Genomic DNA, 21,842 nt, shown 5'->3' with positions numbered 1-21,842 from the left:
GCTTTCGCACAGACAAAATCTTGTTGTTGCTGGCGCTTTGCTTTCGCACAGACAAAACCTGTTGTTGCTGGCGCTTTGCTTTCGCACAGACAAAATCTTGTTGTTGCTGGCGCTTTGCTTTCGCACAGACAAAACCTGTTGTTGCTGGCGCTTTTGCATAAATTACGGAAAACAAAAAGAAATGAATGTGAAATGAATGACGAACGCCGGATTCCCGTTCTCGCCCTTCTTGAGTTGTGCTAGTAAGCAGCTTTCATTTCACATTCATTGTCTATGTATAATAGGCATATCTTCACTCAATTGTTATGTTGAATGAAGATAGCTTCTGTTAATTTCCTGTACTTGACTGTGAGTCATCGCCAATATAAAAGACACTCGTCACTTTCCAATCATTGTCCTCTTTCACAAAGACTGTTACCTGACGTCCTGCACTTTCATGTTCGACATTTGTCTCAAGCTGAAGTGAGTGCATTTTCATGTTGGCAAAAACTTGCGCCTCTTCTGATTCATACTTTGCAATTGTTACATTTTCTACTTCACGCTTAATATCAAATTGATCAAATACTTCTGATGCATATGTTTTTTCTTCATCGTATTTAAAACCTTTTGGGTTTTTCGAGATTGTATTCATATAACGATCAATTTCTTCAGCATTTAATGCAGCAATATACTCATCAAAAGATGCTAAAATCGCCTTTTCATCTTCCGCTGGTACATTATCAGCCTTTTCTACGTTTCCACCCATCATTTCAAAGCCAACTGTACCATCCTCTATTACTTTATCTCGTTCTTCATCACTCATCTTCTCATCTTTATTACCACAGGCAGTCAATACTAATAAGATTAGAACTGCTAGAAAACTTTTCTTTAACATCAAAAAACCTCCCGCGCATATTGTAGCATATAAATGCTTTCGTAGGAATTTTGTTGTGCATTTTCAACATTTAGGTGCTACATCTTCCTTATGACGCATTAGGCTGTAAAATGTTGCACGAATTGCTAGTTATCATATTAATACTAATGAATAGTAATGTTACAAAATTGTGAATGACCTATTCTTCATCAAGTTAGCCCAATACAAATTATTACCAAAAAACAATAAAAAACTGTTTTAAAAACTACTTCAATAAAAAGTAGCTTTTAAAAACAGTTTTAGCAATTAGCGTACTTCAACCCAACCATTTTTAATGGCTGTTACAACTGCTTGTGTACGGTCATTCACATTCATTTTTTGTAGAATACTTGATACGTGGTTTTTAACCGTTTTCTCAGAGATAAACAGTGTCTCACCGATTGTACGGTTGGATTGACCATCTGTTAATAATTGTAATACTTCACATTCACGCTTAGTTAGCAAATGGAATGGACGACGAATTTCAGTTTGATGGAAGTTTCCTTTATTTTCATGTTCTGAAAGTCGCTTAAATTCTGCTACTAGGTTTTTCGTTACTTTTGGATGTAAATAAGAACCGCCGTTGGCAACAACTTTAATCGCCTCAACGATTTCATCTGCATCCATCTCTTTTAACATATAACCAAGAGCACCTGATTTTAATGCATGCGTAACATATGTTTCATCGTCATGTATAGACAACATAATCACTTTTGCATCTGGAAATTCAGTAATTAACTCTGACGTTGCTTCCACTCCATTTTTACCTGGCATGTTAATATCCATAAGTACAACATCTGGTTCATTTTCAGCATATAACGTAACCACATCTGTACCATCATCACCTTCTGCTACTACATCAAACGTATCTTCAAAATCTAAAATGCGTTTTACTCCTTCGCGGAATAGCTGGTGATCGTCTACAATAATAATCTTTGTCATTTGTCTTTACCCCCTAGATTTCTGCGACAGTTACATCATTCTACTTCAAACGGTATTTTAAATAACACCGTTGTCCCTCGATTGATTTCACTCGTAATGGTGATTGTACCATTTAAAATTTCAATACGTTCTTTCATTCCTAAAATCCCAAAGGAATGATCTTTTACTACTTGTGGGTCAAAGCCTATGCCATCATCTTTTACAACAATGTTGACGGCATCTTTTAACCATTCAAGCTTTACCCAAATGTCTTTACACTTTCCATGCTTCATGGCATTGGTTACACATTCTTGTACTAATCGGAAAATGGATACTTCATAATTTGAAGGTATACGTTTTTCTGTACTTCTCGATTGGAAATGAATTTCAACACCTGGATTATATTCAGTCACTGTCGATAAATACTTCTTTAATGTCGGAATAATTCCCAAATCATCAAGTGCCATTGGTCGTAGATCATAAATAATACGTCGCACTTCAGATAAAGCATTACGTACCGTTTTCTTTAAATCGGCAATTTCAGCCAAAGCCTTTTCAATACCTTTTTCACGATACGTTCTATCTATTAAATCAGTGCGCATAAGGACATTTGCAAGCATTTGAGCAGGTCCATCGTGAATCTCTCTCGATAAACGCTTACGCTCTTCCTCTTGAGCTGCAATAATACGTATCCCAAAATCCTGCTTCATTTTTGCTTGTTCAAGGGCTAAACCAACATTTCTTAAATCTGAAGTTAAGTAATTCAAAACGACATTTACCTGATTAACAATATGATCAGCACGTTCAATTGTATCGAGTAATCCTCTTAATCTTCTCTCTAGATCATCTCTTTTATCCCGTAGCTGTTTTTCTTGTGTTCTAATAACGGAGAGCTTTACTTGAAAATCATGTGCAGTTTCATAGGCTTCTCTAACTTGTTCTTCGGTATAATTATCAAAAGCTTTACTCACTAGCACAAGTCGTTGCTTAGCAAGCTGCGTACTTTTTTCCAATGCATCGCCATCATCAATTACGATTGATATTTGTTTTCGAACAATTTCCAGCTCTTTTTGCATATCTTCAAAGCTTCTGCGGCTTTGTTCACTTATAATAAAGATATCATCCTTTGAGCTCATGATTGTATCTAACATTCGATTAAAAATGTCATCAAGCGACTTTAAATCGAAGGTATCATTTGAAAACATAGTATACTCCCCAGTCTAATGTCTTATGATTACTTACTAATTTAATAGACTAAAATCACATATTCCATAGTCTACACCTATTATAGCATTACCATGCTAAAATTTAATGCTTTTTCTTCATGAAAATTATAGAATAGAACTCTAGTTAAAAGGAGATTGATACGAATGAGAGAAAACTATTTAACAGTAAAAGGATATGGTGAAAGCGAAATTGTCATTTCCAAATCTCGCTTTCTCACTTATATAGAACGTGCAGAAACGGAAGAGGATGCAATTTCTTTTATAGATGGTATAAAAAAATTGCATCATAATGCAACACACAACTGCTCCGCATATATTATTGGAGAGCATGATCATATTCAAAAGGCAAATGATGATGGGGAACCTAGTGGTACTGCTGGCGTCCCTATGTTAGAGGTCTTAAAAAAACAAGGGTTAAAAGATACGGTCGTTGTTGTGACCCGCTATTTTGGAGGCATTAAGCTCGGCGGTGGTGGCCTTATTCGTGCTTATGGAAAAGCAACTACAGAGGGATTAATTGCTGCACAGATAGTTGAACGTAAATTGCATCATTTCATGAAAGTAGCTATTGATTATACATGGCTAGGAAAAGTCGAAAATGAAATAAGAAGTTCATCATATTCTTTAGAGGAAATACGTTATTTGGAGGGTGTTGAAATCATTGTTTCTGTGCTAAAAGAGGACGAGGAACAGTTCCGAAGTTGGATAACAGAAATGACTAATGGACAAGCTTCCATCACTTTCGAAGATGCTCAATTTGTAGAATTTATTGTCAATTAAATAGTTTTAATTGTCGAAACTAAATATGCATAGTATAATTTTTTTGTTAAGCTATTTTATTGTCCACACAATTACTTAGTTAAAATTGAATAAAAGTTAGCTTTATCGCATTATTATTCCCAATAATTAGAGGAGAATATATCTATTATGAAAAAAAGATCTGTTAGTCCGACTAAAAAGAGGTCTTCTAAAGCTTCATTAATTATAAAAGTTACACTTCTATTAGTTGCCAGCTTGGTAATTTGTGTAACGGCTTATGCTGTTTACCTGACTAAACAGGTAGAGCATGCTGCCGATTCTGCACATGAAGAATTAGAAGGCCGAGAAGTTTCTACACTTCGCGAAGAAAAAGTAGAGCCAGTACATGATAATGTATCCATTTTATTTGTCGGGGTTGATGATAGTGATAATCGAGGACAGGGTTCGGACCATTCACGTTCCGATGCACTCGTTTTAGCTACATTAAATAATAAAACACAAACTATTAAAATGCTAAGCATACCCCGTGATTCATACGTTTATATTCCTGAAGTAGGCTATAAAGATAAAATTACCCATGCTCATGCATATGGTGGCACACTGGCATCAATTGATACTGTTGAAAAATTATTAGATATTCCAATTGACTATTATGTACGTATGAATTTCAATGCTTTTATTGATGTAGTTGATGCATTAGGCGGTATTGAAGCTGAAGTACCTTATGCTTTACATGAATTAGATGAATTCGACAAGTATACAATCAACCTACAACCAGGTTTACAACAGTTAAACGGTAGCCAAGCACTTGCACTTGCAAGAACACGTAAACAAGATAATGATATTGAGCGCGGTAAACGTCAACAAGAGATTCTTTCAGCTATTATCAAAAAAGTTGCCTCTGTTAAGACAATAACAAAATACGATGATGTTATTAAGGCACTTGGTGATAACATGAAGACTAATATGACATTTACTGAAATGAAATCTTTCTTGTCCTATTTATCAGAGGGTGTACCACGAATCGATACTTTAACATTAGATGGTACTAATGATACATCAACTGGGATATATTATTATCAATTAAATCAAGAATCTGTTAATGAAGTGAAAGAAACATTAAAAAATCATCTTGGATTAAATGAATCTTCATCAAGTCTTACTAGTAACCGTACTGAAAGAAATGCCATAAGCGAAGAATCTTCGACGAATGAGCAACCTCAATAAATCTAAAAAGCCTTTCCATTTTAATTCATGGAAAGGCTTTTTTATATGAACTCTTATTAGACACTACTCCAATGTATTAACAACAGTCACTCTAAGAACGCTTATTTCATCATCAAGATAGTGCTATCCGTCTATTTGCCTCTTATACTCACCTCTTGACAGTTTTTATAGCCCCATAATTAACTGCTGATCAAAGCCCAACAGCTAAGTGGATACATTATTAAACAAACAAAATAATTTATAATTTCTTATCATCTACAAGAAAGTTTAGTGATATTCACTATCCGCTAATTTTCCAATCTTAAAATTAACCTTACTGTTCTGTCTTGTCTAATAACCATAAGAGAGCTCTACTCTTCAAACGTATTGTGAAACTATACTAAATAACATTATAAAGTTTTACCACTTATTACTATAAATAAGATTGATTGTTAGAAGTTTATTTAGTAATATAAAAATTGTCATAATTTGAATTATTTGTTATTTATAAAGGGGGCTGCATGTATTTTTTCTAGTTTAGAGAAACGAATTACAAATATACTTATTCAAGAAAGTCATTTTGAAGTTGAACGGGAGAAAATTTTATTCGGTGTCAGGATGATACTGAATGATTTTTGGAAATTTATTATCGTATATATAATCGCTATGCTGTTAGATTGTTTCTTAGCAACTTTGGTAGCACATTTAGTCTTTTATTTCTTAAGGCAAGTTTGTTTTGGATTTCACTTTCAAAATAATCTCGTTTGCTTAATTGCAAGTATCACAACTTTACCAATTAGCGTTTACATCATCAAGAATATGAATTATTTTCAAGAATATATGACAATAGTAGCTGCAATCTCATCGCTAATTCTAGCTATATTTGCTCCGGCCGAAACTAAGAAAAGGCCTGTATATAATCAGCGCCATAAAACTTTTTTAAGAAAGAAGTTACTTATTCGTTTATTAATTATTTGGGCAATAATTTTTGTACTCTATAATAATGTCATTACGAACTTTATTTCATTTGGCGTTACTTTAATAGCAGTATTCGTTCTTTTTCAAAAACTAGCAGGAGGTAAACTAAAATGAAAATAAAAAAAACAATTCTTAATAAAATATCAGGTCTGGTAATTTTATTTGCAAGTTCAGCAACAGTCCTTGGCTGTACTTTTTTATTTAATGAGTTAGATGTTCCTGAGTCTTTACGAAATCAACATGAATTTAACAAATAGTAGGAGGAAGACCAATCGAAGAAAAGCTTGTTTTTACAATTTTATTGGAGTTTCTTACTATTGGAATATCACTTTTCTATTTGCAAAAATTAAAACCTAGCAGAATTACATTTTTAATTAGTGTAAGTATTTGTATATTGACTGTGATAACCTACGTATTTCTTGTACCCTGGATGGCTATAATCGTGTTTTTTTGTACAAGTTTCATTGCTTTATTACTCAATTCTAGCTTTTTTAAAATTTGTTTAGACTTTACTGAAATTATATTTATTGGGATGGTATCAGACCATTTAGCCCAAATTATATCAGGTACAAGTGCTATAAATAATGACTACTTGCAATTATTAATTTTCATTTGCTTTTATCTAATTCTGTTTTATCTATTACAATTTTTTGTACATAAATTTTATACAAATAATCAATATACATCTCTAGCAACTATTTCGAAGGTATTCCTTTCCTTATTATCTTGTATAACTATTATTGTCCTTTACTTAAATATTTTTGTACCTAGTACATTTGAAGAACAGCAATTAACCAAAATTAATTTAATTATTCAATTAAGTTATTTAATTATCATTTTCGTAGTATCAATGTTTCTAATTAAAAATAATAAAGAAAAAAGCCGATTAAAATACCAAAAAATAAAACATTCCCAATTCAACGATTACATGAAATCTTTAGAAAAAGTTAATAGTGATATGCAAATGTTTAGACATGATTATTTAAACATTCTAACAACGATATCTAGTTATATTGCAAACGAAGATATGGAACAACTAAAAAATTACTTTAATCATAAAATTATAAAAGTGGAAAAAGAAACATTTAAAAAAAACTTGATGATGAAAGACTTTAGCAATTTAGAAATCATTGAGCTAAAAGGGCTACTAACGACAAAACTTATTTTATCGACAGAAAAGGATATCAATGTCCAGATTGAAATTCCGGATAAAATCAAAGATATTTCAATGGATATAATAGATTTTTCTAGAATTTTAGGTATTTTAATTGATAATGCAATAGAAGCTAGTGAAAAATCCAATGAACCAGAAATTAATATCGTATTTTTACAAACACCAAATAGTTGTATATTTGTCCTTGAAAACTCCTTCAATGGAGAAGTTGATAATAGTAAAATTTTTCAAGAAGGCTTTTCCACAAAAGGTGGTAATCGGGGCTACGGTTTAAAAAATGTTTTAGATATAAAAAAAGGGTATCCGAACCTTTTTTTAAATACAAGATTAGAAAATAATAGATTTATTCAGGAACTCGAATTAACAAATAGGAAGTGATTTAATGAGAGTTATCATTTGTGAAGACGACTATTCTCAGCGTCAATTTATTCAAAATGAGATAAAAACGTATGCAAGTTTTCATTTACCTAGTATTGAAATTGCCTTAATAGCTTCCAACGCAGAAGATGTTGTTAATTATACTAGTCATACTCAAGGAGATTGTTACTTCTTAGACATCGAGTTAGAAGGTGATATGAATGGTTTAGAGTTAGCTAGATTAATTAGAGAAAAAAATCCACTTGCTAATATTATTTTTATTACTGCATTTGCCAATAAACTAAAACTGACCTTTAAATATAAAATAGCTGCTATGGATTATATTGTTAAATCAATAGATAAGGCTATTCTATCTAAAAATATTACTGAAGCTCTAGATACTGCTTATAAACGGTACCTAAGTTTAGGTAAAACCCAAACTGCTAACATCATACAAATCAAGATTGGTGATAGCATTAAAAATATTAAGTTTGAAGATATTTATTATTTCGAAACAGCTTCAGTAGCCCATAAAATAAAATTACATACAAAAAACGGAATTTATGAATTCTATGGTAAATTAAAGGAATTGGAAAAACTTGATAGTAGATTCTGTAGATGTCATAATAGCTATTTAATTAATATTGAATATGTAAAAGAATTTACTCCTAAAAGTGGATCTCTACTAATGAATAATGGACATGAATGTTTAGTTTCATATAGGTATTCAAAAAACATAAAAAGAAATACTCATATACGCGTCCTATAAAAAACCTTTAAATAGTAACGGGACTGATCCCAATAAAATAATACAAATAAAAAAGCATCTTGGATTGAATTTGGGATTAAAAACTTAAACTTCAATTAGGAGGTGCTTTTTTATGAGAAAGTGAAAAAACATAAACAAACAAGACAACCCTACTATATCGCCATGAATTTATTCAATCGTGACTTTGCGACAACGGACCTTTCAAGTATTCAAGATTTATATAATGGTGAGATTAACGCTTATTCAATTGGTGAGCACCATGATACGATTTTCGTGTTGCATACATTAACCCAACTAAATCATTTGCCTGAAGGTTGTACGTAGCCTAGTATTAATGCTCGGTATACACATCTATCGTTACCAATAAGCCTAAAAGGGAAAGGCATTATCAGCATGTCCTGTAAAGGTACACCGGCTGATAATGCCTCAATCAAATCGTTTCATTTCTGCATTAATGTCTGAAACGTTCTACTTAGAAAATTGAAAGCGTACTACAATAGCCATCGTAGAACAAAACGTCAAAGATTATATAAATTATTATAACTATATTCGAATATAAACGAAATTAAACAACCAGTTGCCGGTTCATCCTGTCTTATATAAAGGGATTAGTCCCAAATTTATTCGCAGTTTTTTATGGGTTACATAAAAATGAATTTGATTCGGAACTAGCTATAACAAATACAGTTATACCATTAACCTTCGTTTTTTTCAGTCCAGTTACAAATAATTTTTTAATACTGATATAGCCATTTTTTCTGTCTTACCAAACAAATCCCACCGGCCAATTTGCAATTTTATAGTGACCAGAGAGATTATTCCTCTCCGCTATCTCTTCCATTAAATCAACTGTATGATCATAGGTAACATCATTAATTTTATCAATTGATTCTGGAATTCGAATATAACCTGATAGCAATTCACCGAGGTGGAATGCATGTTGAAATACAGCTGCTTCACCAACAGGTTCGTACTCTGGTATAAAATGTGGCATAACTATAGTATGATCAAAATTCACATGATGGAATGCCCCAACATCATTTGAAAAACCAACGCCTGCCTTATAAAAACCAACGACTTGAAAATTCATTACTTCAGAAATCATTTCCAAGGAAAACGTATCGCCGAGTTCATAAATATCCTTATATGCACTTCCCAATACAACACTAATTGGCTCACTCGGTGCCGTAAGCGTAAAATCAGACGTCCGAAGGTTTCTTCCCTCATCAATACTGTCATCGAAGCGATCGAAAATGCTTTCACTTAATAAAACCGTCTTTAGTGGTGTCGTTAAAATTTCATTGCCTTCCCTATCTTGCTTCACAACATTAATTAGGTTTGAAGTCACCATCTCAGCATTAGAAGTTTGATTCTGATCATATCCATCCACAAAACTTTTATTGCGTCCATAATACCCCCTATAAATTAAGGGATATTCGGCCACATGAATATAATCAAAAGTTGATTTCATTTCCTCATACATAGCCTTTACCTCATCAATTGGAACATTTGTTATACCACCGGAAACCTCTTCAAAAGCAAAAACGGTTTTATAGTACGGTTCAAATGCAGGTATGCCAGAGATATAATTTATGTAATCCTTGTAATCTTCAAATGTCGGAGGTTCAAGTGTCATAGTTTGGGATTCTTCCGGTACAACTGTTTCGGTCTGAGTTTGTTGTATATCTGATACACTAACTTCATCTGTTTTGCTACATGCTATCAACATAACAAGTAGCATCATTCCTATAATGAAATAAATAGGTTTTACTAAGCGTAACAATAAATTTACCATTTATTACCAAGCGTAGAAAATACGAGGTGTCGCATTTGGAACCAGACCTATAGCTTGATTAGAAAATGCATAGGCGATATCACCTGAATTTAACTTATTTGGACCTGTAGTGTTAACCTTCCCATTGGACCAAATTTCAGCTCGAGCTGTGAAAGTTGGCGCTGTTGTTCTTACCCAGCCATACGCATAATGATCACCACCATGGTTATTTTGATTAATGTATAACCCAACGTCACTACCCAAAAGTTTATAAGAAGCAAAAGTTTGAACCTTACTCATACTATTGTCATGTGTTGCCGTATCGCTTCCACCACCTGCTGTCTCATCCATGACATACTCTTTGCCATCAATAGTAATTGACTTTGGCAATTCTGGCGATTCTGGCGATTCAGCAGCCAAAGCTGGAATACTAGCAAACATCATTCCCGCAACTGCCATGCTAGCTGCCATGCTACGTAAAATACTTTTTTTCTTCATTCTAATCTTCCTTTCTTTTCTCTCAATTTCATTTTTTCATTCATCCTATAACATTATAGAACTACAAATATTTTAACATTTATAGAAAAAAAAGGGTGTTCTTCTCTTAACTGCGATTTTTTTAATCCTATCCGCATTCATTATGAATGAAAAACACTTTAAAGAAATTTGAAATTATCATATTACTAGTTTTAAACATATATAAGTATTTTTGTACTTATTATTAACTGGTTTTAATTTAGTAACTTGTCTATTATTGAATATGGATAAATAACATTAACTAAGCAATATTAATAAGAATCTCTAACTCTAACGAAACGATAAATGAACATTTCATATATAGTTCAGGGTTTTCAATTTGATAAAATCCTTATATCCACGCTATTTATAAATACAAAAAAGCAATCATACAAATTGTATGATTGCTTATATTTTATTTACTAAATATCCGTACAAAATTTAATAATGGTTTATAGTTTTTACCAGCCAATCCGATGACCTCTACAAAGATTTCAATAGCTGTTAGGATGACCGCTACAAGTAATATAGCTCCCCAAACCTTTGCCATAGAGAAAATGATAGCTGCTAATCCAAACATTACTGCAATTCCGTAAATAATTAGAACTGTTTGTCGATGTGTAAAGCCCATATCGAGTAATCGATGGTGTAAATGGGATTTATCTGGGTCAGACCATTTCTTCTTCATGCGAACACGACGAACAATCGCAAAGAATGTATCAGAAATCGGAACACCAAGAATAATAATTGGGATGATTAAAGCTACGAATGTAATATTTTTGAAACCAAGTAACGCTAACACGGAAATCATAAATCCAAGGAACAATGCTCCTGTATCACCCATGAAAATTTTGGCAGGGTGGAAATTATAAAATAAGAAACCAAGTGAAGCTACAGCTAAAATGGCTGCTAACGCTAAAACAAACACATTGCTCAAAATAAACGCCATGACAGCTATTGTTATCAGCGCAATCGTAGAAACACCTGCCGCTAAACCATCTAAGCCATCAATTAAATTAATGGCATTTGTAATACCGATGATCCAGATAATCGTTAATGGAATACTCAGTAACCCAAAGTCTAATGTACCTAAGAACGGTAGATTAACCATTTCAATTTCAATACCGCCTACAAAAACAACAATCAGTGCTGCAACTAGTTGACCAAGCATTTTTGCTTTCGCAGAAATCTCACGCATATCATCAATAACACCCGTGATAACGATTATACAAGCACCAATAATGATAGCTAATAAAGCCTCGTTACTACCATGTTTTGTATGAACTAAAAATGAGTATAAAATAGTCACGCCAATAATAAAGGCAAGGAAAATGGCTAAACCACCAAGTCTTGGCATAATTCGAGCATGTACTTTTCGATAGTTTGGTGCGTCGACTGCACCTATTCTAAACGCTAAACGTTTCACTAATGGAGTTAACAAAATGGATGCAACAAATGCTGCTATTAAAGACACGTAAAGCATGTCTCTCCTCCTCAAATAAATAATCTACATTGAAATCCAAATTGATTATAGCATGAACAAGCATTGAAATATACTTTTTCTAAACATTTTCCACGATTTCACAAATATTTTGTACATTTTAGCATTAATAGATTCCTATACAGTCAAATGTAGTCACCATTCGCAAAATTTGATAGAATAATGGAGTGTCTAGCATGTAGACAACTTTAAAGGAGCGTATATTTCATGTTCTCAATTTTCAAAAGTAATAAAGAGCAAACTAGTGCTCGTCAATTAAAACGCTACTACAAAATAGTAGACCAAATTAACAATCTTGAAGAAAAATATGTTAACAAGTCAGATGCCGAATTACGAGAAATGACTTTTATTTTCAAAGATCAATTAGAACAAGGTGAGCCTATTACATCAATCATCCCAGACGCATTTGCTGTAGTACGCGAAGCCTCAAAGCGTGTATTAGGAATGCGTCATTTTGATGTGCAGCTTATCGGTGGTCTAGTATTAACAGAAGGTAATATTGCTGAAATGCCTACTGGTGAAGGTAAAACACTTGTTGCTTCTCTCCCCTCTTATGTGCGTGCATTAGAAGGTAAAGGTGTTCATGTCATTACAGTTAATGATTACCTAGCGAAACGTGACTATGAGCTAGTCGGTCAAATCCATCGTTTCCTTGGCTTAACTGTCGGTTTAAATGTACCGATGATGGAACCTGGTGAAAAGAAAGAAGCCTACAATGCAGATATTACATACGGTGTGGGTACTGAGTTTGGCTTCGACTATTTACGTGACAATATGGCTTATAGCTTAGCAGATAAAGTACAGCGTCCTTATCACTTTGCTATTATTGATGAAGTGGATAGTGTATTAATCGATGAAGCAAAAACACCGTTAATTATCGCAGGTAAAATGCCCTCTAACGATGAATTGCATCGTATTGCTGCTATGTTAGCGAAACGCTTTAAAGCAGACGAAGATTATGATTTCGATGAAGAAACAAAGGCTACTTCTCTTACAGATAAAGGAATAGAAAAGGTTGAAGCAGCCTTCAATGTAGACAATCTGTATGACTTAGAGCATCAAACACTTTTCCATTATGTAATCCAAGCTGTGCGTGCACATGTTATGTTTAAGCGCGATGTTGATTACATTGTAAAAGAAGACAAAATTGAGCTTGTTGACATGTTTACTGGTCGTATTTTAGAAGGTCGTTCACTTTCTGATGGCTTACATCAAGCAATTGAAGCTAAAGAAGGCGTAGTCATTACGGATGAAAATAAATCCCAAGCGCAAATTACTATTCAAAACTATTTCCGTATGTATCCTAAGCTTTCTGGGATGACAGGTACAGCGAAAACTCAGGAAAAGGAAATTCGCGAAGTGTACGGCATGGAAGTTATCCAAATTCCAACAAACCGTCCACGTCAACGTGTTGATCAGCCTGATATTATTTTTAGCACACAAGAAGCAAAATATAAGTATGTTGCAGCTGAGGTGAAAAAGCGCCACGAAAAAGGCCAGCCAATTCTTATTGGAACAACATCGATATTACAGTCTGAAACTGTAGCTGACTATCTGAAAAAGGAAAAATTAACATTCCAATTACTTAATGCAAAAACAGTTGAACAAGAAGTTGAACTTATTTCACAGGCAGGTCAAAAGGGTCGTATTACTGTAGCGACAAACATGGCTGGTCGTGGTACAGATATCATGCTAGGTGATGATGTCCATGAACTTGGAGGTTTATATGTAATCGGGACTGAAAAACATGAAAGTCGCCGTGTAGACAATCAGTTACGTGGACGTTCAGGTCGTCAAGGTGATATAGGTGAAAGCCGCTTCATTCTCTCTATTGAAGATGATATGTTCCGACGCTACGCAAAAGAAGAAGTAGAAAAATTCTCTGCAAAAATGATTGTAGATGATAAGGGCATTATTCAAAATAAAGAGGTACAAGAGCTTATAGACCGTACACAGCGTATTGTTGAAGGTTCACAGTACAGCATGCGTGAATACAACTTAAAGCTAGACGATGTCATTAATGACCAGCGTGCGGTTCTTTATGGCTTACGCGACAAAATTTTAGCTGGTGAAGACTTGATGGGTGAGCTAAAAAAAATGCTTCGTGAAACCGTTGAATTTGCTGTTCATGACGCTGCACCTGAAGATGTATCTTCTATTGATTGGGATTATGATCAAATGGAGTACGCACTTAACTCCCTGTTCATCACACCCGTTACAATCGATCGCGAAGTTGGAAAAGTAAAGCAAATTTTAATGGATGTTCAGCCTTCTGAACAAGAACTGTTAAGTCATATGGAGAAATTTGCTGAAAACGAAAGAGTAATGGAAGTACTTCCTCAAATCATGCTTAGCCATATTGATAGTGGTTGGGTAAAGCATCTAGAGGCAATGAGTCATTTAAAAGAAGGAATCGGTTTACGTCACTATCAGCAAGAAGATCCAATGCGTATTTACCAACGTGAAGGACTTGAATTATTCGGTAAAAACTTCCAGGAATTACGTCGTTCAATAATCATTGAAATTACAGGCTTCATGAAAACAGTTGAGGCACAACAGGAGGCACAATAATGGGCTTATTTTCATTCTTTAAAAAATCTGATAAAGTTGTTCAGGAAAACACAATTGATTCAAAAGATTTATTAGGAAATACTGCAAAAAACACGGGTGATAATCGTGATGTAGAAACAAAATTATCATTCCATCCTGAGTGGGATGTGCCACAAGAACAAAAATACATTTTTAACTTCCTAGCGAATGAGCTAGAACCATTGAAACCAAATCAATTATCACTATCTTCTATTAGTATTGAAGAAGACATACTCACTCGTAAATGGCTTGTTCGTGCATTTTTCCGTTCATCCTTACCCCAAGCAATTGAACTAGGTGAAATTGAGCTTTTCATCTTGGATAAAAACGATGAGCTTGTAGCATCTAAAAAATTCGATTTTAAAGCACTAGGTACAATTCCAGCAGAAAGTGCCCGTCCATGGGTGTTTGAGTTTGAAAATGCTACAATTAAGGCAGATGAAGTGCCAGAAGATGGTTGGAAAATTGCCTTTAACCTAGTTTCCCTTCGTGGTCATCAATTAGAATTAGATCCATCATGGGAAGAACAATTACCAGAAGCACAAAAAGAAGAGCTTGCGAAAATCGTCAAAACTTTACCAGAGTTAGGCGAAACAGAGGTAAACTTCACTGGTTTACAGGCAAAACTAGCTGAAAATGGTAATTTAAATGCAACCATTTTTATCCGCAATGGGCATAAGAAAGCAATCAATTTAGAGCAATTACCGTTAGAAATTATTGATGCAACAGGAAAACAAATTGCAAAAGGTTCATTTAAAATGAATCCAATTTTAACTGTTCAACCAAACTCTACAAAGCCTTGGACGTTTATTTTCCCAGCAGAACTTGTGAATGCTAAAGACGCTGACCTCTCTCGTTGGACAGCACGTGTAACACAATAACCTAAAACCCCCTTCTCCTAAAAAAGAGAAGGGGGTTTTACTAAAATTAAAAGCGATTTTTGCCTAGACAAAAATCGCTACTTTTTATTTCACGCTATCAAAACGTTTGTAGGCTACTAATTTAGAAGACCAGTAAGAGTACGTAACATCCGAAACTTCTACACCATCTGTACCTGCATGAATGAATTTATTATCACCGAGATATATTCCCATATGAGAAATACCTTCTTTATACGTATTCTCAAAGAATACTAAATCGCCAGGTACTGGATTTTCTACATGGGTAGTATTCCCGTAAAAATAGCCCTCACTGCTTGCTCTTCCTATTTTTAAACCGCCTTGATTAAAGGCATAAAAAATAAAACCACTGCAATCAAGCCCTACAGGTGTATTTCCACCATATAGATAGGGTGTTCCAACCAATGTATTGGCAACTTCCACTGTTTTGTTATAAATCGCTTGTCCATTAGCTGTAGGGTCTTTCGCAGTTACTTTTGACGGAGTGCCCGTACCTGAAGTCACATTATTATGTATAGTACCGCCATCGGGTATTACTGCGCCTGGAGAAAGCTTCAACACTTGCCCAACAAAAATTGTGTCTTTTTCAAGCTTATTCCAATCCATTATCTCCTTAATTGTCACATTATATAGCTTTGCGATTTTTGATAATGTGTCACCTTTAGCTACTGTATGAGAACTTGCTGCTGGTTTTCCAGATGTTGATGGAGTGGAAGGCTTTACTTCCTCATTCGATGATTGTTTTGGAATCTCAAGCTTTTGAGCTACATAAATCGTATCTTTCGATAGATTATTCCACTTCATAATATCCCCAATCGTGACTTGATGATTTTGAGCGATTTTCGTTAAAGTATCTCCTTTTTGTACAGTATATGTTGCTGCTTCTGCTGTTTGTAATGCTAAAAATGAAGTTGCTAAAGTACTTAGAACAAGAATTCTCCATTTTTTTGTCTTTTGCATACCAAAGTGCCTCCGTTCGTGCTAGAATATTCTCTTGTGTGTCTATCATACTAGATAATTATTGCATGAAAAATCGGAAAAACTGACTATTTTTCAAACATTATAGGAAACTTATAGAATACGACGAAATCCGACTATATTGAAATACTGTTTTCATTGCAAGATTAGTGTTCCTATGATAACATACATTTCTGTATTTAAAATTTTTAGAAAGTTTTATCTTTTCAATCTTAAAGGAGTTAATATACTTATGAAAAACATCTTGCATTTCATCAAAGGAAATTTAGCAGTAGGATTACTACTATTTGCCTTGTTCTTGGGTGCTGGTAATATTATTTTCCCACCATTATTAGGCCAACAAGCAGGTGAAAACGTCACTGTAGCCATGATTGGTTTCCTGATAACAGGTGTTGGTCTACCACTGTTAGCGATTGTTGCTGTTGCCAAAGCAGGAGGCGATTTACAACTGCTTGCTAACCGTGTTAGTCCTGCTTTTGGGGTGATTTTCACCTCCATTGTTTACTTAGCAATTGGACCGTTCTTTGCTGTACCACGAACAGGATCTGTGTCCTACGAAATAGGCATTGCTCCGTTTCTCTCTGAAGGTATGAGGGATCATTGGGCACCACTTTTTATCACATCTATTTTGTTTTTCACGTTAATTCTCTATTTATCTATTAATCCTTCGAAGCTCGTTGATCGAGTAGGAAAAATTTTGACACCTGCCCTACTTTTCGTTATTTTATTGCTTGCTGTTAAAAGTTTTATTTCTCCTATGGGAGAACCAGGAGAAGCTGTAGGAAACTATAAAGTGTCACCTTTAGCTGAAGGATTTGTACAAGGTTACTTAACGATGGACGTTCTAAGTGCTCTTGTTTTTGGTATCGTCATTTTACAGGCCTTGCGTGATATGGGTATGAAAGATACAAGAAAACAAGTTAAAACAACGATTTTTGCGGGGGTCGTTGCTGCAATAGGTTTATCCTTTGTCTATATCTCTCTAGGGCATATTGGTAATACAAGTATCAATGCAATCGGTATTTCTGATAATGGCGGAAATATTATTGCAAAATCAGCTGAGGTGCTCTTTGGAAATCTTGGAAGTATTATTTTGTCTGCGACTATTTTACTAGCTTGTATATCCACAGCTGTTGGTTTATTAACTGCTAATGCACAATTTTTCCATAAGCTATTCCCTCAAATTTCATATAAAACGTTTTTAGTTGTCTTCACTATTTTTAGTACAGCTATTACAAATGTGGGACTTTCAACAATAATTAGTGCATCACTACCTGTACTATTAATTATTTATCCTTTAGCTATGGTATTGATGGTCTTGTCACTAGCAGATCATTTCTTTAAAGGTGGACAAATTGTTTATATTTTAGCGCTCGTTCCAACTTTCCTTGTCAGTCTATATGATGGCTTAAAACAAATGAAAGTTGAAATTACACCTTATGAAACTATCCTAAAAGCATTGCCAATGTATGAACAAAATTTAGGCTGGCTTTTACCAGCTATTGTTGGTGCATCAATTGGTATTATTATTCATAAATTGATAAAAAAATAATTTACAAGAATCTACTTGCCCATAGCGACAAGTAGATTCTTTTTCTATCTCATAAGTCCACCACTATAGCTATGGCTTCATGTATAATAAAAAATAGATACTCAATTGCATAATGTAACCATCCATTTAATACCTAATAAGGATACATTCTATTTTGAGTTCTAGAAAAGAGGTGTCCAATGAAAAAGTTATTATGGTCATTCGTATTTGTTCTAGGCTTCTTCCTTCTCCCTTTTACAACTACTCACGCTGCTGAAAATGATCAACAGCTTATCAAGGAAATTAAGGAGATTGTGAAAGATACTTACGTTGGAACAATTAATGGAAACTTAGAGAAGGCTACATCCATCTCAGAAATCATGAGTATGCTTGATCCTTACTCAACCTACTTCACTAAACAAGAATTTGAAAATTATATGAATAGCATCAACCTAGCTACTATAGGTATAGGTGTGGTGATTGAAGAACGCGAAGATGGAATTCATATTTTACAAGTAATTGAAGGCAGTGGCGCATTTGAGGCTGGTGTTCAGGCTGGAGATATCATAATTGGCGTTAATGGTGAATCCATTATCGGGCGTTCTACACAAGAGGCCTCTTCCCTTTTAATCGGTAATGAAGGGACTAAGGTGGAAATTACATTAAAGAATAGTGACGGTTCAAATACTACCAAAACTATTACACGTAAAACATTCACATTACCGAATGTACAAACTGACCTGCTATTTGGGAATGTGGGCTATATTTCGTTGGCTTCCTTTTCAGAGGATGGTGCACAGCTTGTTAAAAATGCACTGATAGATTTAAAAAAACGGGGTGCAACATCGTTCATCTTAGATTTACAAAATAATGGTGGAGGTTATGTGACAACAGCTGAAGAACTAACAGGATTATTCCAATCTGCTAAAGTGGCGTATTTATTAGAAGAAGCGCATAACTCTTATACCATCCCAGCAGTTCAACAAGATACAAAGTTTCCTAAAGATACCCGTATCCTTGTAAACCGCTATAGTGCCAGTGCTTCTGAAATGCTTTCCGCATCATTGAAAGACCAAAAGGCTGCTATTTTATACGGAGAAACAACCTATGGGAAAGGTGCTATGCAAGGCTTTTACACATTACAGGATGGAAGCTATTTAAAGCTTACAGTTGGTAAATTTACGGGTCCTGCGGGTCATACTATTCATGAAGTAGGCGTTAAGCCAAATGTTCCAACCTCAACAGCACCTATTTTCCAGGCACATTATGATGCATTGAAGGAGAAATATCCTAAATATAAACAACTTTCCACAGTAAAAAATATAGCTGACACACAAAAATTTACCGTGAAAATTCCTACAGGGCTTACTTCACAATTCGCTAAGAGCAACATTCAACTGGCTGCTCTAGGAGCTAAGGAAGTACCCGTAGCAGTTAAAATTGAAGGGCGTTCAATAACTGTTACACCTAAGAGTGCTTTATTAGCGGATCAGGAATATATGCTACTTATTCACCCAAAGAGCAAAGATCAGAAGGGCTACTATCAGCATATAAAAATAAGCAATTAAAAAAACTGTCATCGATAATAAGTATCGATGACAGTTTTTTATATCACTTTTTTGGTTTTCCAAAAATATAATTGTACAATATCATTCGCAAGTTCTGCAGGTAACCTTTTTTCTTCTAATAAATTCGTGATGATGAGTCTTTCTACTGAGCCTACTAAACTATCGATCATGATTTTTATATCCACACTATACAATTGTAGATCTTTGTCACAATCATGCAGATAAATAAGGTGGATCAATTGCTGTGTCATTTGGTTTTTTACCAAATGTGCTTGCTTGGATTCAATAAAACCTATTTTTGTTAATTCAGGATTTTCAATTATGTATACGAACAAGTTCAATAACTTTTGCTCTAAGAGCGTGATAAAACCCTGTAATCCATATTCAATAATGTCAGTTGACTTACTATTCATTACTGCCAAGAATCCGCTTTGAAATTGCGCATTCAAATCGTTATAAAGGGCATCCTTGCTTTTAAAATAGAGATAAAAGGTAGGCTGAGTTACATTGGCAGCCTTTACAATGTCACTAATTTTTGTGTGATGATAACCTTTATCAGAAAATAGCTCTATCGCTTTTTCAAGTAATAGTTGTTTACTTTGTTCGCCATTTGAATTAACTTTTCTGCCTCTTGCCATACTTTCCACCTTATCTTAGTTTAGAGTAGTCATTTTCCCTTTTGTATTGCTTATATAGACACACTATTCTAAATCAAAAGTAACTATAAATTCACAAAACGTACATAATTTAATCTTGATTATATACCATTTTATTATAATACACCCTGTCCTTTTTTACTATAAACTACTATTAATATGATATTTAAATTGAAAAACGAAAAAGTGGATATCTAAGAATCACTTCTAAGAATACCCACCAATAAATTATATTAAAAAACTAATAGTTCTATATTTTAAGTTTAAATACTCTCTTGCCATTCAAGTAACCCACTATCAAAAAGCCCTATATTATACATATGCGCAAATTTAGACATATACTAATCAACATAAAGCAAATCTACTATTTTGAAAAGTCCTTTTTTTTTGAAAAAAATTTTTTTATGAAAAATTTTTTTATGAAAAAGTCAATGACTGCAATAGTTTATCTCACTAACTGACTTTGAAAAATATTTTTTCTGAAAATCAAACTATTTTACTTTTCAAAAAAAGTGTTATAATCGCCAAGAATTTAAATTTTTCATTTTTGGAGGCATATGATGGTATTACGTGACTTTTTCATTTACTTATCAGAGAACAAATTATTAAACAGCGCTGCACAAAAATATGGTTTAAAAATGGGTGCGCAAAGTGTTGTTGCTGGCACAAGTCTACCAGAAGTTGTGCAATCGATTAAAGAATTAAACAAGGCCAATATTTCTTGTACAGTCGATAATCTAGGCGAGTTCGTCTACGAAAAATCAGAGGCAACTGCTGCCAAAAATAATATTTTAGCTGTTGTACAAGCAATTCATGATGAACAGCTTGATGCACACATCTCTCTTAAACCTTCACAACTGGGTTTAGATATTGATTACGCATTTTGCTATGAAAACTTAAAAGAAATCGTAGCTCTTGCACATCAATATAATATTTTCGTGAATTTTGATATGGAAAACTACGAGCGTTTACATAGCTCTTTTGAGTTATTAGAGGAATTACACAAAGAGTATGATAACGTAGGGACAGTTATTCAAGCTTACTTCTTCGAATCAGAGGAAAATATTGAGAAATATAAAAACTTCCGCTTACGTATTGTAAAAGGCGCTTATAAAGAACCTGAGAATGTGGCTTATCAATCTAAAACTGATATTGACCATAATTACTTAAAACTAATTGAATATCATTTGCTACATGGTAAATTTACTTCGATTGCAACACACGACCATAATGTGATCAACCATGTAAAACAATTTGTGAAACAACACAATATTCCAAATGAAAAATTCGAATTCCAAATGCTATATGGTTTCCGTAAAGAAATGCAGCTAGACCTTGCTCGTGAGGGCTATAATTTCTGCACATACCTACCATTCGGTAATGATTGGTACGGTTACTTTATGCGCCGTTTAGCTGAGCGTCCACAAAATGTAGCACTTGTGACAAAACAAGTGTTTAACAAAAAAACGAACATGGCAATCGGCTTAGGAGCAGCAGCATTTGCGCTTGGTCGCCTTTCGAAAAAAGGAAAATAATTATACAAGCATG

Annotated in this window: 22 protein-coding genes; 14 read left to right on the top strand and 8 right to left on the bottom strand. The window is 34.1% G+C overall.

Going from position 1 to position 21,842, the window contains the following annotated elements:
- On the top strand, positions 1 to 243 hold a 243-nt coding region (locus EW028_RS25640; RefSeq protein WP_227744926.1), incomplete at its 5' end, for a hypothetical protein.
- An 85-nt stretch (positions 244 to 328) separates the two neighbouring features.
- Here the strand turns inward: EW028_RS25640 and EW028_RS10585 are convergent.
- From EW028_RS10585 to EW028_RS10575, 3 genes are all read right to left on the bottom strand, one after another.
- A complete protein-coding gene (locus EW028_RS10585; protein ID WP_004227588.1) occupies positions 329 to 874 on the bottom strand; it encodes a DUF3225 domain-containing protein in 546 nt (181 codons plus the stop codon).
- Positions 875 to 1,159: 285 nt separating this feature from the next.
- Positions 1,160 to 1,834 carry a response regulator transcription factor gene (locus EW028_RS10580; RefSeq protein WP_131520840.1) on the bottom strand — a complete coding sequence of 225 codons (675 nt, stop codon included), beginning with the start codon at positions 1,832 to 1,834 and terminating at the stop codon, positions 1,160 to 1,162.
- 35 nt (positions 1,835 to 1,869) lie between these two features.
- Positions 1,870 to 3,018 (bottom strand): sensor histidine kinase, encoded by a 1,149-nt coding sequence (locus tag EW028_RS10575; RefSeq protein WP_131520839.1) that lies wholly within the window; start codon positions 3,016 to 3,018, stop codon positions 1,870 to 1,872.
- Between the two features lie 165 nt (positions 3,019 to 3,183).
- On the opposite strand from EW028_RS10575, the gene EW028_RS10570 reads away from it, so the two are divergent.
- From EW028_RS10570 to EW028_RS26060, 8 genes are all read left to right on the top strand, one after another.
- Positions 3,184 to 3,819, top strand: coding sequence for a YigZ family protein (locus tag EW028_RS10570; protein ID WP_131520838.1), 636 nt, complete (start codon positions 3,184 to 3,186; stop codon positions 3,817 to 3,819).
- A gap of 147 nt (positions 3,820 to 3,966) precedes the next feature.
- The gene (locus tag EW028_RS10565; protein ID WP_004227597.1) at positions 3,967 to 5,025 is read left to right on the top strand and encodes an LCP family protein; all 1,059 of its coding nucleotides are present in this window, start codon (positions 3,967 to 3,969) and stop codon (positions 5,023 to 5,025) included.
- A 468-nt stretch (positions 5,026 to 5,493) separates the two neighbouring features.
- Positions 5,494 to 6,096 carry an accessory gene regulator ArgB-like protein gene (locus EW028_RS10560; RefSeq protein WP_131520837.1) on the top strand — a complete coding sequence of 201 codons (603 nt, stop codon included), beginning with the start codon at positions 5,494 to 5,496 and terminating at the stop codon, positions 6,094 to 6,096.
- Entirely contained in the window at positions 6,093 to 6,239 is a 147-nt protein-coding gene (locus EW028_RS25295) for a hypothetical protein (RefSeq protein WP_193767357.1), read from the top strand. The genes EW028_RS10560 and EW028_RS25295 overlap by 4 nt, the downstream gene beginning before the upstream one ends.
- Before the next feature lie 173 nt (positions 6,240 to 6,412).
- On the top strand, positions 6,413 to 7,534 hold the full coding sequence (locus EW028_RS10555) for a sensor histidine kinase (protein WP_131520836.1): 1,122 nt from the start codon (positions 6,413 to 6,415) through the stop codon (positions 7,532 to 7,534).
- A 4-nt stretch (positions 7,535 to 7,538) separates the two neighbouring features.
- Positions 7,539 to 8,282, top strand: a complete 744-nt coding sequence (locus EW028_RS10550; RefSeq protein WP_131520835.1) for a LytR/AlgR family response regulator transcription factor — start codon at positions 7,539 to 7,541, stop codon at positions 8,280 to 8,282.
- 120 nt (positions 8,283 to 8,402) lie between these two features.
- Positions 8,403 to 8,606: a hypothetical protein gene (locus EW028_RS10545; RefSeq protein ID WP_131520834.1), complete on the top strand. Its 204-nt coding sequence runs from the start codon at positions 8,403 to 8,405 to the stop codon at positions 8,604 to 8,606.
- A 172-nt stretch (positions 8,607 to 8,778) separates the two neighbouring features.
- Positions 8,779 to 8,841, top strand: coding sequence for a hypothetical protein (locus EW028_RS26060; protein ID WP_131520845.1), 63 nt, complete (start codon positions 8,779 to 8,781; stop codon positions 8,839 to 8,841).
- 204 nt (positions 8,842 to 9,045) lie between these two features.
- Here the strand turns inward: EW028_RS26060 and EW028_RS25635 are convergent, their stop codons facing one another.
- The 3 genes from EW028_RS25635 to EW028_RS10525 all read right to left on the bottom strand — a co-directional run bounded on the left by EW028_RS25635 (position 9,046) and on the right by EW028_RS10525 (position 12,055).
- Positions 9,046 to 10,077 carry a hypothetical protein gene (locus EW028_RS25635; protein WP_227744925.1) on the bottom strand — a complete coding sequence of 344 codons (1,032 nt, stop codon included), beginning with the start codon at positions 10,075 to 10,077 and terminating at the stop codon, positions 9,046 to 9,048.
- A gap of 3 nt (positions 10,078 to 10,080) precedes the next feature.
- Entirely contained in the window at positions 10,081 to 10,527 is a 447-nt protein-coding gene (locus tag EW028_RS10530; protein ID WP_227744924.1) for a hypothetical protein, read from the bottom strand.
- Between the two features lie 460 nt (positions 10,528 to 10,987).
- Complete coding sequence (locus EW028_RS10525) at positions 10,988 to 12,055, bottom strand: glycosyltransferase family 4 protein (protein WP_131520833.1); 1,068 nt, start codon at positions 12,053 to 12,055, stop codon at positions 10,988 to 10,990.
- A gap of 225 nt (positions 12,056 to 12,280) precedes the next feature.
- On the opposite strand from EW028_RS10525, the gene secA2 reads away from it, so the two are divergent.
- Positions 12,281 to 14,644, top strand: a complete 2,364-nt coding sequence (secA2, locus tag EW028_RS10520) for an accessory Sec system translocase SecA2 (RefSeq protein ID WP_131520832.1) — start codon at positions 12,281 to 12,283, stop codon at positions 14,642 to 14,644.
- Positions 14,644 to 15,543 carry an accessory Sec system S-layer assembly protein gene (locus EW028_RS10515; protein ID WP_131520831.1) on the top strand — a complete coding sequence of 300 codons (900 nt, stop codon included), beginning with the start codon at positions 14,644 to 14,646 and terminating at the stop codon, positions 15,541 to 15,543. Before secA2 ends, EW028_RS10515 begins: the two co-directional genes overlap by 1 nt.
- An 84-nt stretch (positions 15,544 to 15,627) precedes the next feature.
- On the opposite strand, the gene EW028_RS10510 is transcribed toward EW028_RS10515, so the two are convergent.
- Complete coding sequence (locus tag EW028_RS10510) at positions 15,628 to 16,521, bottom strand: C40 family peptidase (RefSeq protein ID WP_131520830.1); 894 nt, start codon at positions 16,519 to 16,521, stop codon at positions 15,628 to 15,630.
- Positions 16,522 to 16,771: 250 nt separating this feature from the next.
- On the opposite strand from EW028_RS10510, the gene brnQ reads away from it, so the two are divergent.
- On the top strand, positions 16,772 to 18,091 hold the full coding sequence (gene brnQ, locus EW028_RS10505; RefSeq protein WP_131520829.1) for a branched-chain amino acid transport system II carrier protein: 1,320 nt from the start codon (positions 16,772 to 16,774) through the stop codon (positions 18,089 to 18,091).
- 179 nt (positions 18,092 to 18,270) lie between these two features.
- Complete coding sequence (locus EW028_RS10500) at positions 18,271 to 19,638, top strand: S41 family peptidase (protein WP_131520828.1); 1,368 nt, start codon at positions 18,271 to 18,273, stop codon at positions 19,636 to 19,638.
- A 38-nt stretch (positions 19,639 to 19,676) separates the two neighbouring features.
- Here the strand turns inward: EW028_RS10500 and EW028_RS10495 are convergent, their stop codons facing one another.
- On the bottom strand, positions 19,677 to 20,276 hold the full coding sequence (locus EW028_RS10495) for a TetR/AcrR family transcriptional regulator (protein WP_131520827.1): 600 nt from the start codon (positions 20,274 to 20,276) through the stop codon (positions 19,677 to 19,679).
- A 578-nt stretch (positions 20,277 to 20,854) separates the two neighbouring features.
- Between EW028_RS10495 and EW028_RS10490 the strand changes: the two genes are divergently transcribed.
- Positions 20,855 to 21,829 carry a proline dehydrogenase family protein gene (locus EW028_RS10490; protein ID WP_036074906.1) on the top strand — a complete coding sequence of 325 codons (975 nt, stop codon included), beginning with the start codon at positions 20,855 to 20,857 and terminating at the stop codon, positions 21,827 to 21,829.
- Positions 21,830 to 21,842 lie beyond the last annotated feature (13 nt).

It is taken from the genome of Lysinibacillus sp. OL1 (assembly GCF_004332175.1).
In the GTDB taxonomy this organism is placed as follows: Bacteria; Bacillota; Bacilli; order Bacillales_A; family Planococcaceae; genus Lysinibacillus; species Lysinibacillus capsici.
Note: the sequence above shows the minus strand (reverse complement) of the source record. Positions and strands in the feature narration are given on the sequence as shown.

What these genes read in the sequence shown, in the direction of transcription:
- EW028_RS10500 (WP_131520828.1), top strand. Translation starts at nt 18,271, where the DNA reads ATGAAAAAGTTATTATGGTCATTCGTATTTGTTCTAGGCTTCTTCCTT.
- EW028_RS25295 (WP_193767357.1), top strand. Translation starts at nt 6,093, where the DNA reads ATGAAAATAAAAAAAACAATTCTTAATAAAATATCAGGTCTGGTAATT.
- EW028_RS10570 (WP_131520838.1), top strand. Translation starts at nt 3,184, where the DNA reads ATGAGAGAAAACTATTTAACAGTAAAAGGATATGGTGAAAGCGAAATT.
- EW028_RS10550 (WP_131520835.1), top strand. Translation starts at nt 7,539, where the DNA reads ATGAGAGTTATCATTTGTGAAGACGACTATTCTCAGCGTCAATTTATT.
- EW028_RS10530 (WP_227744924.1), bottom strand. Translation starts at nt 10,527, where the DNA reads ATGGCAGCTAGCATGGCAGTTGCGGGAATGATGTTTGCTAGTATTCCA.
- EW028_RS10495 (WP_131520827.1), bottom strand. Translation starts at nt 20,276, where the DNA reads ATGGCAAGAGGCAGAAAAGTTAATTCAAATGGCGAACAAAGTAAACAA.
- EW028_RS10555 (WP_131520836.1), top strand. Translation starts at nt 6,413, where the DNA reads ATGGCTATAATCGTGTTTTTTTGTACAAGTTTCATTGCTTTATTACTC.
- EW028_RS25635 (WP_227744925.1), bottom strand. Translation starts at nt 10,077, where the DNA reads ATGGTAAATTTATTGTTACGCTTAGTAAAACCTATTTATTTCATTATA.
- EW028_RS10580 (WP_131520840.1), bottom strand. Translation starts at nt 1,834, where the DNA reads ATGACAAAGATTATTATTGTAGACGATCACCAGCTATTCCGCGAAGGA.
- EW028_RS10585 (WP_004227588.1), bottom strand. Translation starts at nt 874, where the DNA reads ATGTTAAAGAAAAGTTTTCTAGCAGTTCTAATCTTATTAGTATTGACT.
- EW028_RS10515 (WP_131520831.1), top strand. Translation starts at nt 14,644, where the DNA reads ATGGGCTTATTTTCATTCTTTAAAAAATCTGATAAAGTTGTTCAGGAA.
- secA2 (WP_131520832.1), top strand. Translation starts at nt 12,281, where the DNA reads ATGTTCTCAATTTTCAAAAGTAATAAAGAGCAAACTAGTGCTCGTCAA.
- brnQ (WP_131520829.1), top strand. Translation starts at nt 16,772, where the DNA reads ATGAAAAACATCTTGCATTTCATCAAAGGAAATTTAGCAGTAGGATTA.
- EW028_RS10575 (WP_131520839.1), bottom strand. Translation starts at nt 3,018, where the DNA reads ATGTTTTCAAATGATACCTTCGATTTAAAGTCGCTTGATGACATTTTT.
- EW028_RS10565 (WP_004227597.1), top strand. Translation starts at nt 3,967, where the DNA reads ATGAAAAAAAGATCTGTTAGTCCGACTAAAAAGAGGTCTTCTAAAGCT.
- EW028_RS10525 (WP_131520833.1), bottom strand. Translation starts at nt 12,055, where the DNA reads ATGCTTTACGTGTCTTTAATAGCAGCATTTGTTGCATCCATTTTGTTA.
- EW028_RS10490 (WP_036074906.1), top strand. Translation starts at nt 20,855, where the DNA reads ATGGTATTACGTGACTTTTTCATTTACTTATCAGAGAACAAATTATTA.
- EW028_RS10510 (WP_131520830.1), bottom strand. Translation starts at nt 16,521, where the DNA reads ATGCAAAAGACAAAAAAATGGAGAATTCTTGTTCTAAGTACTTTAGCA.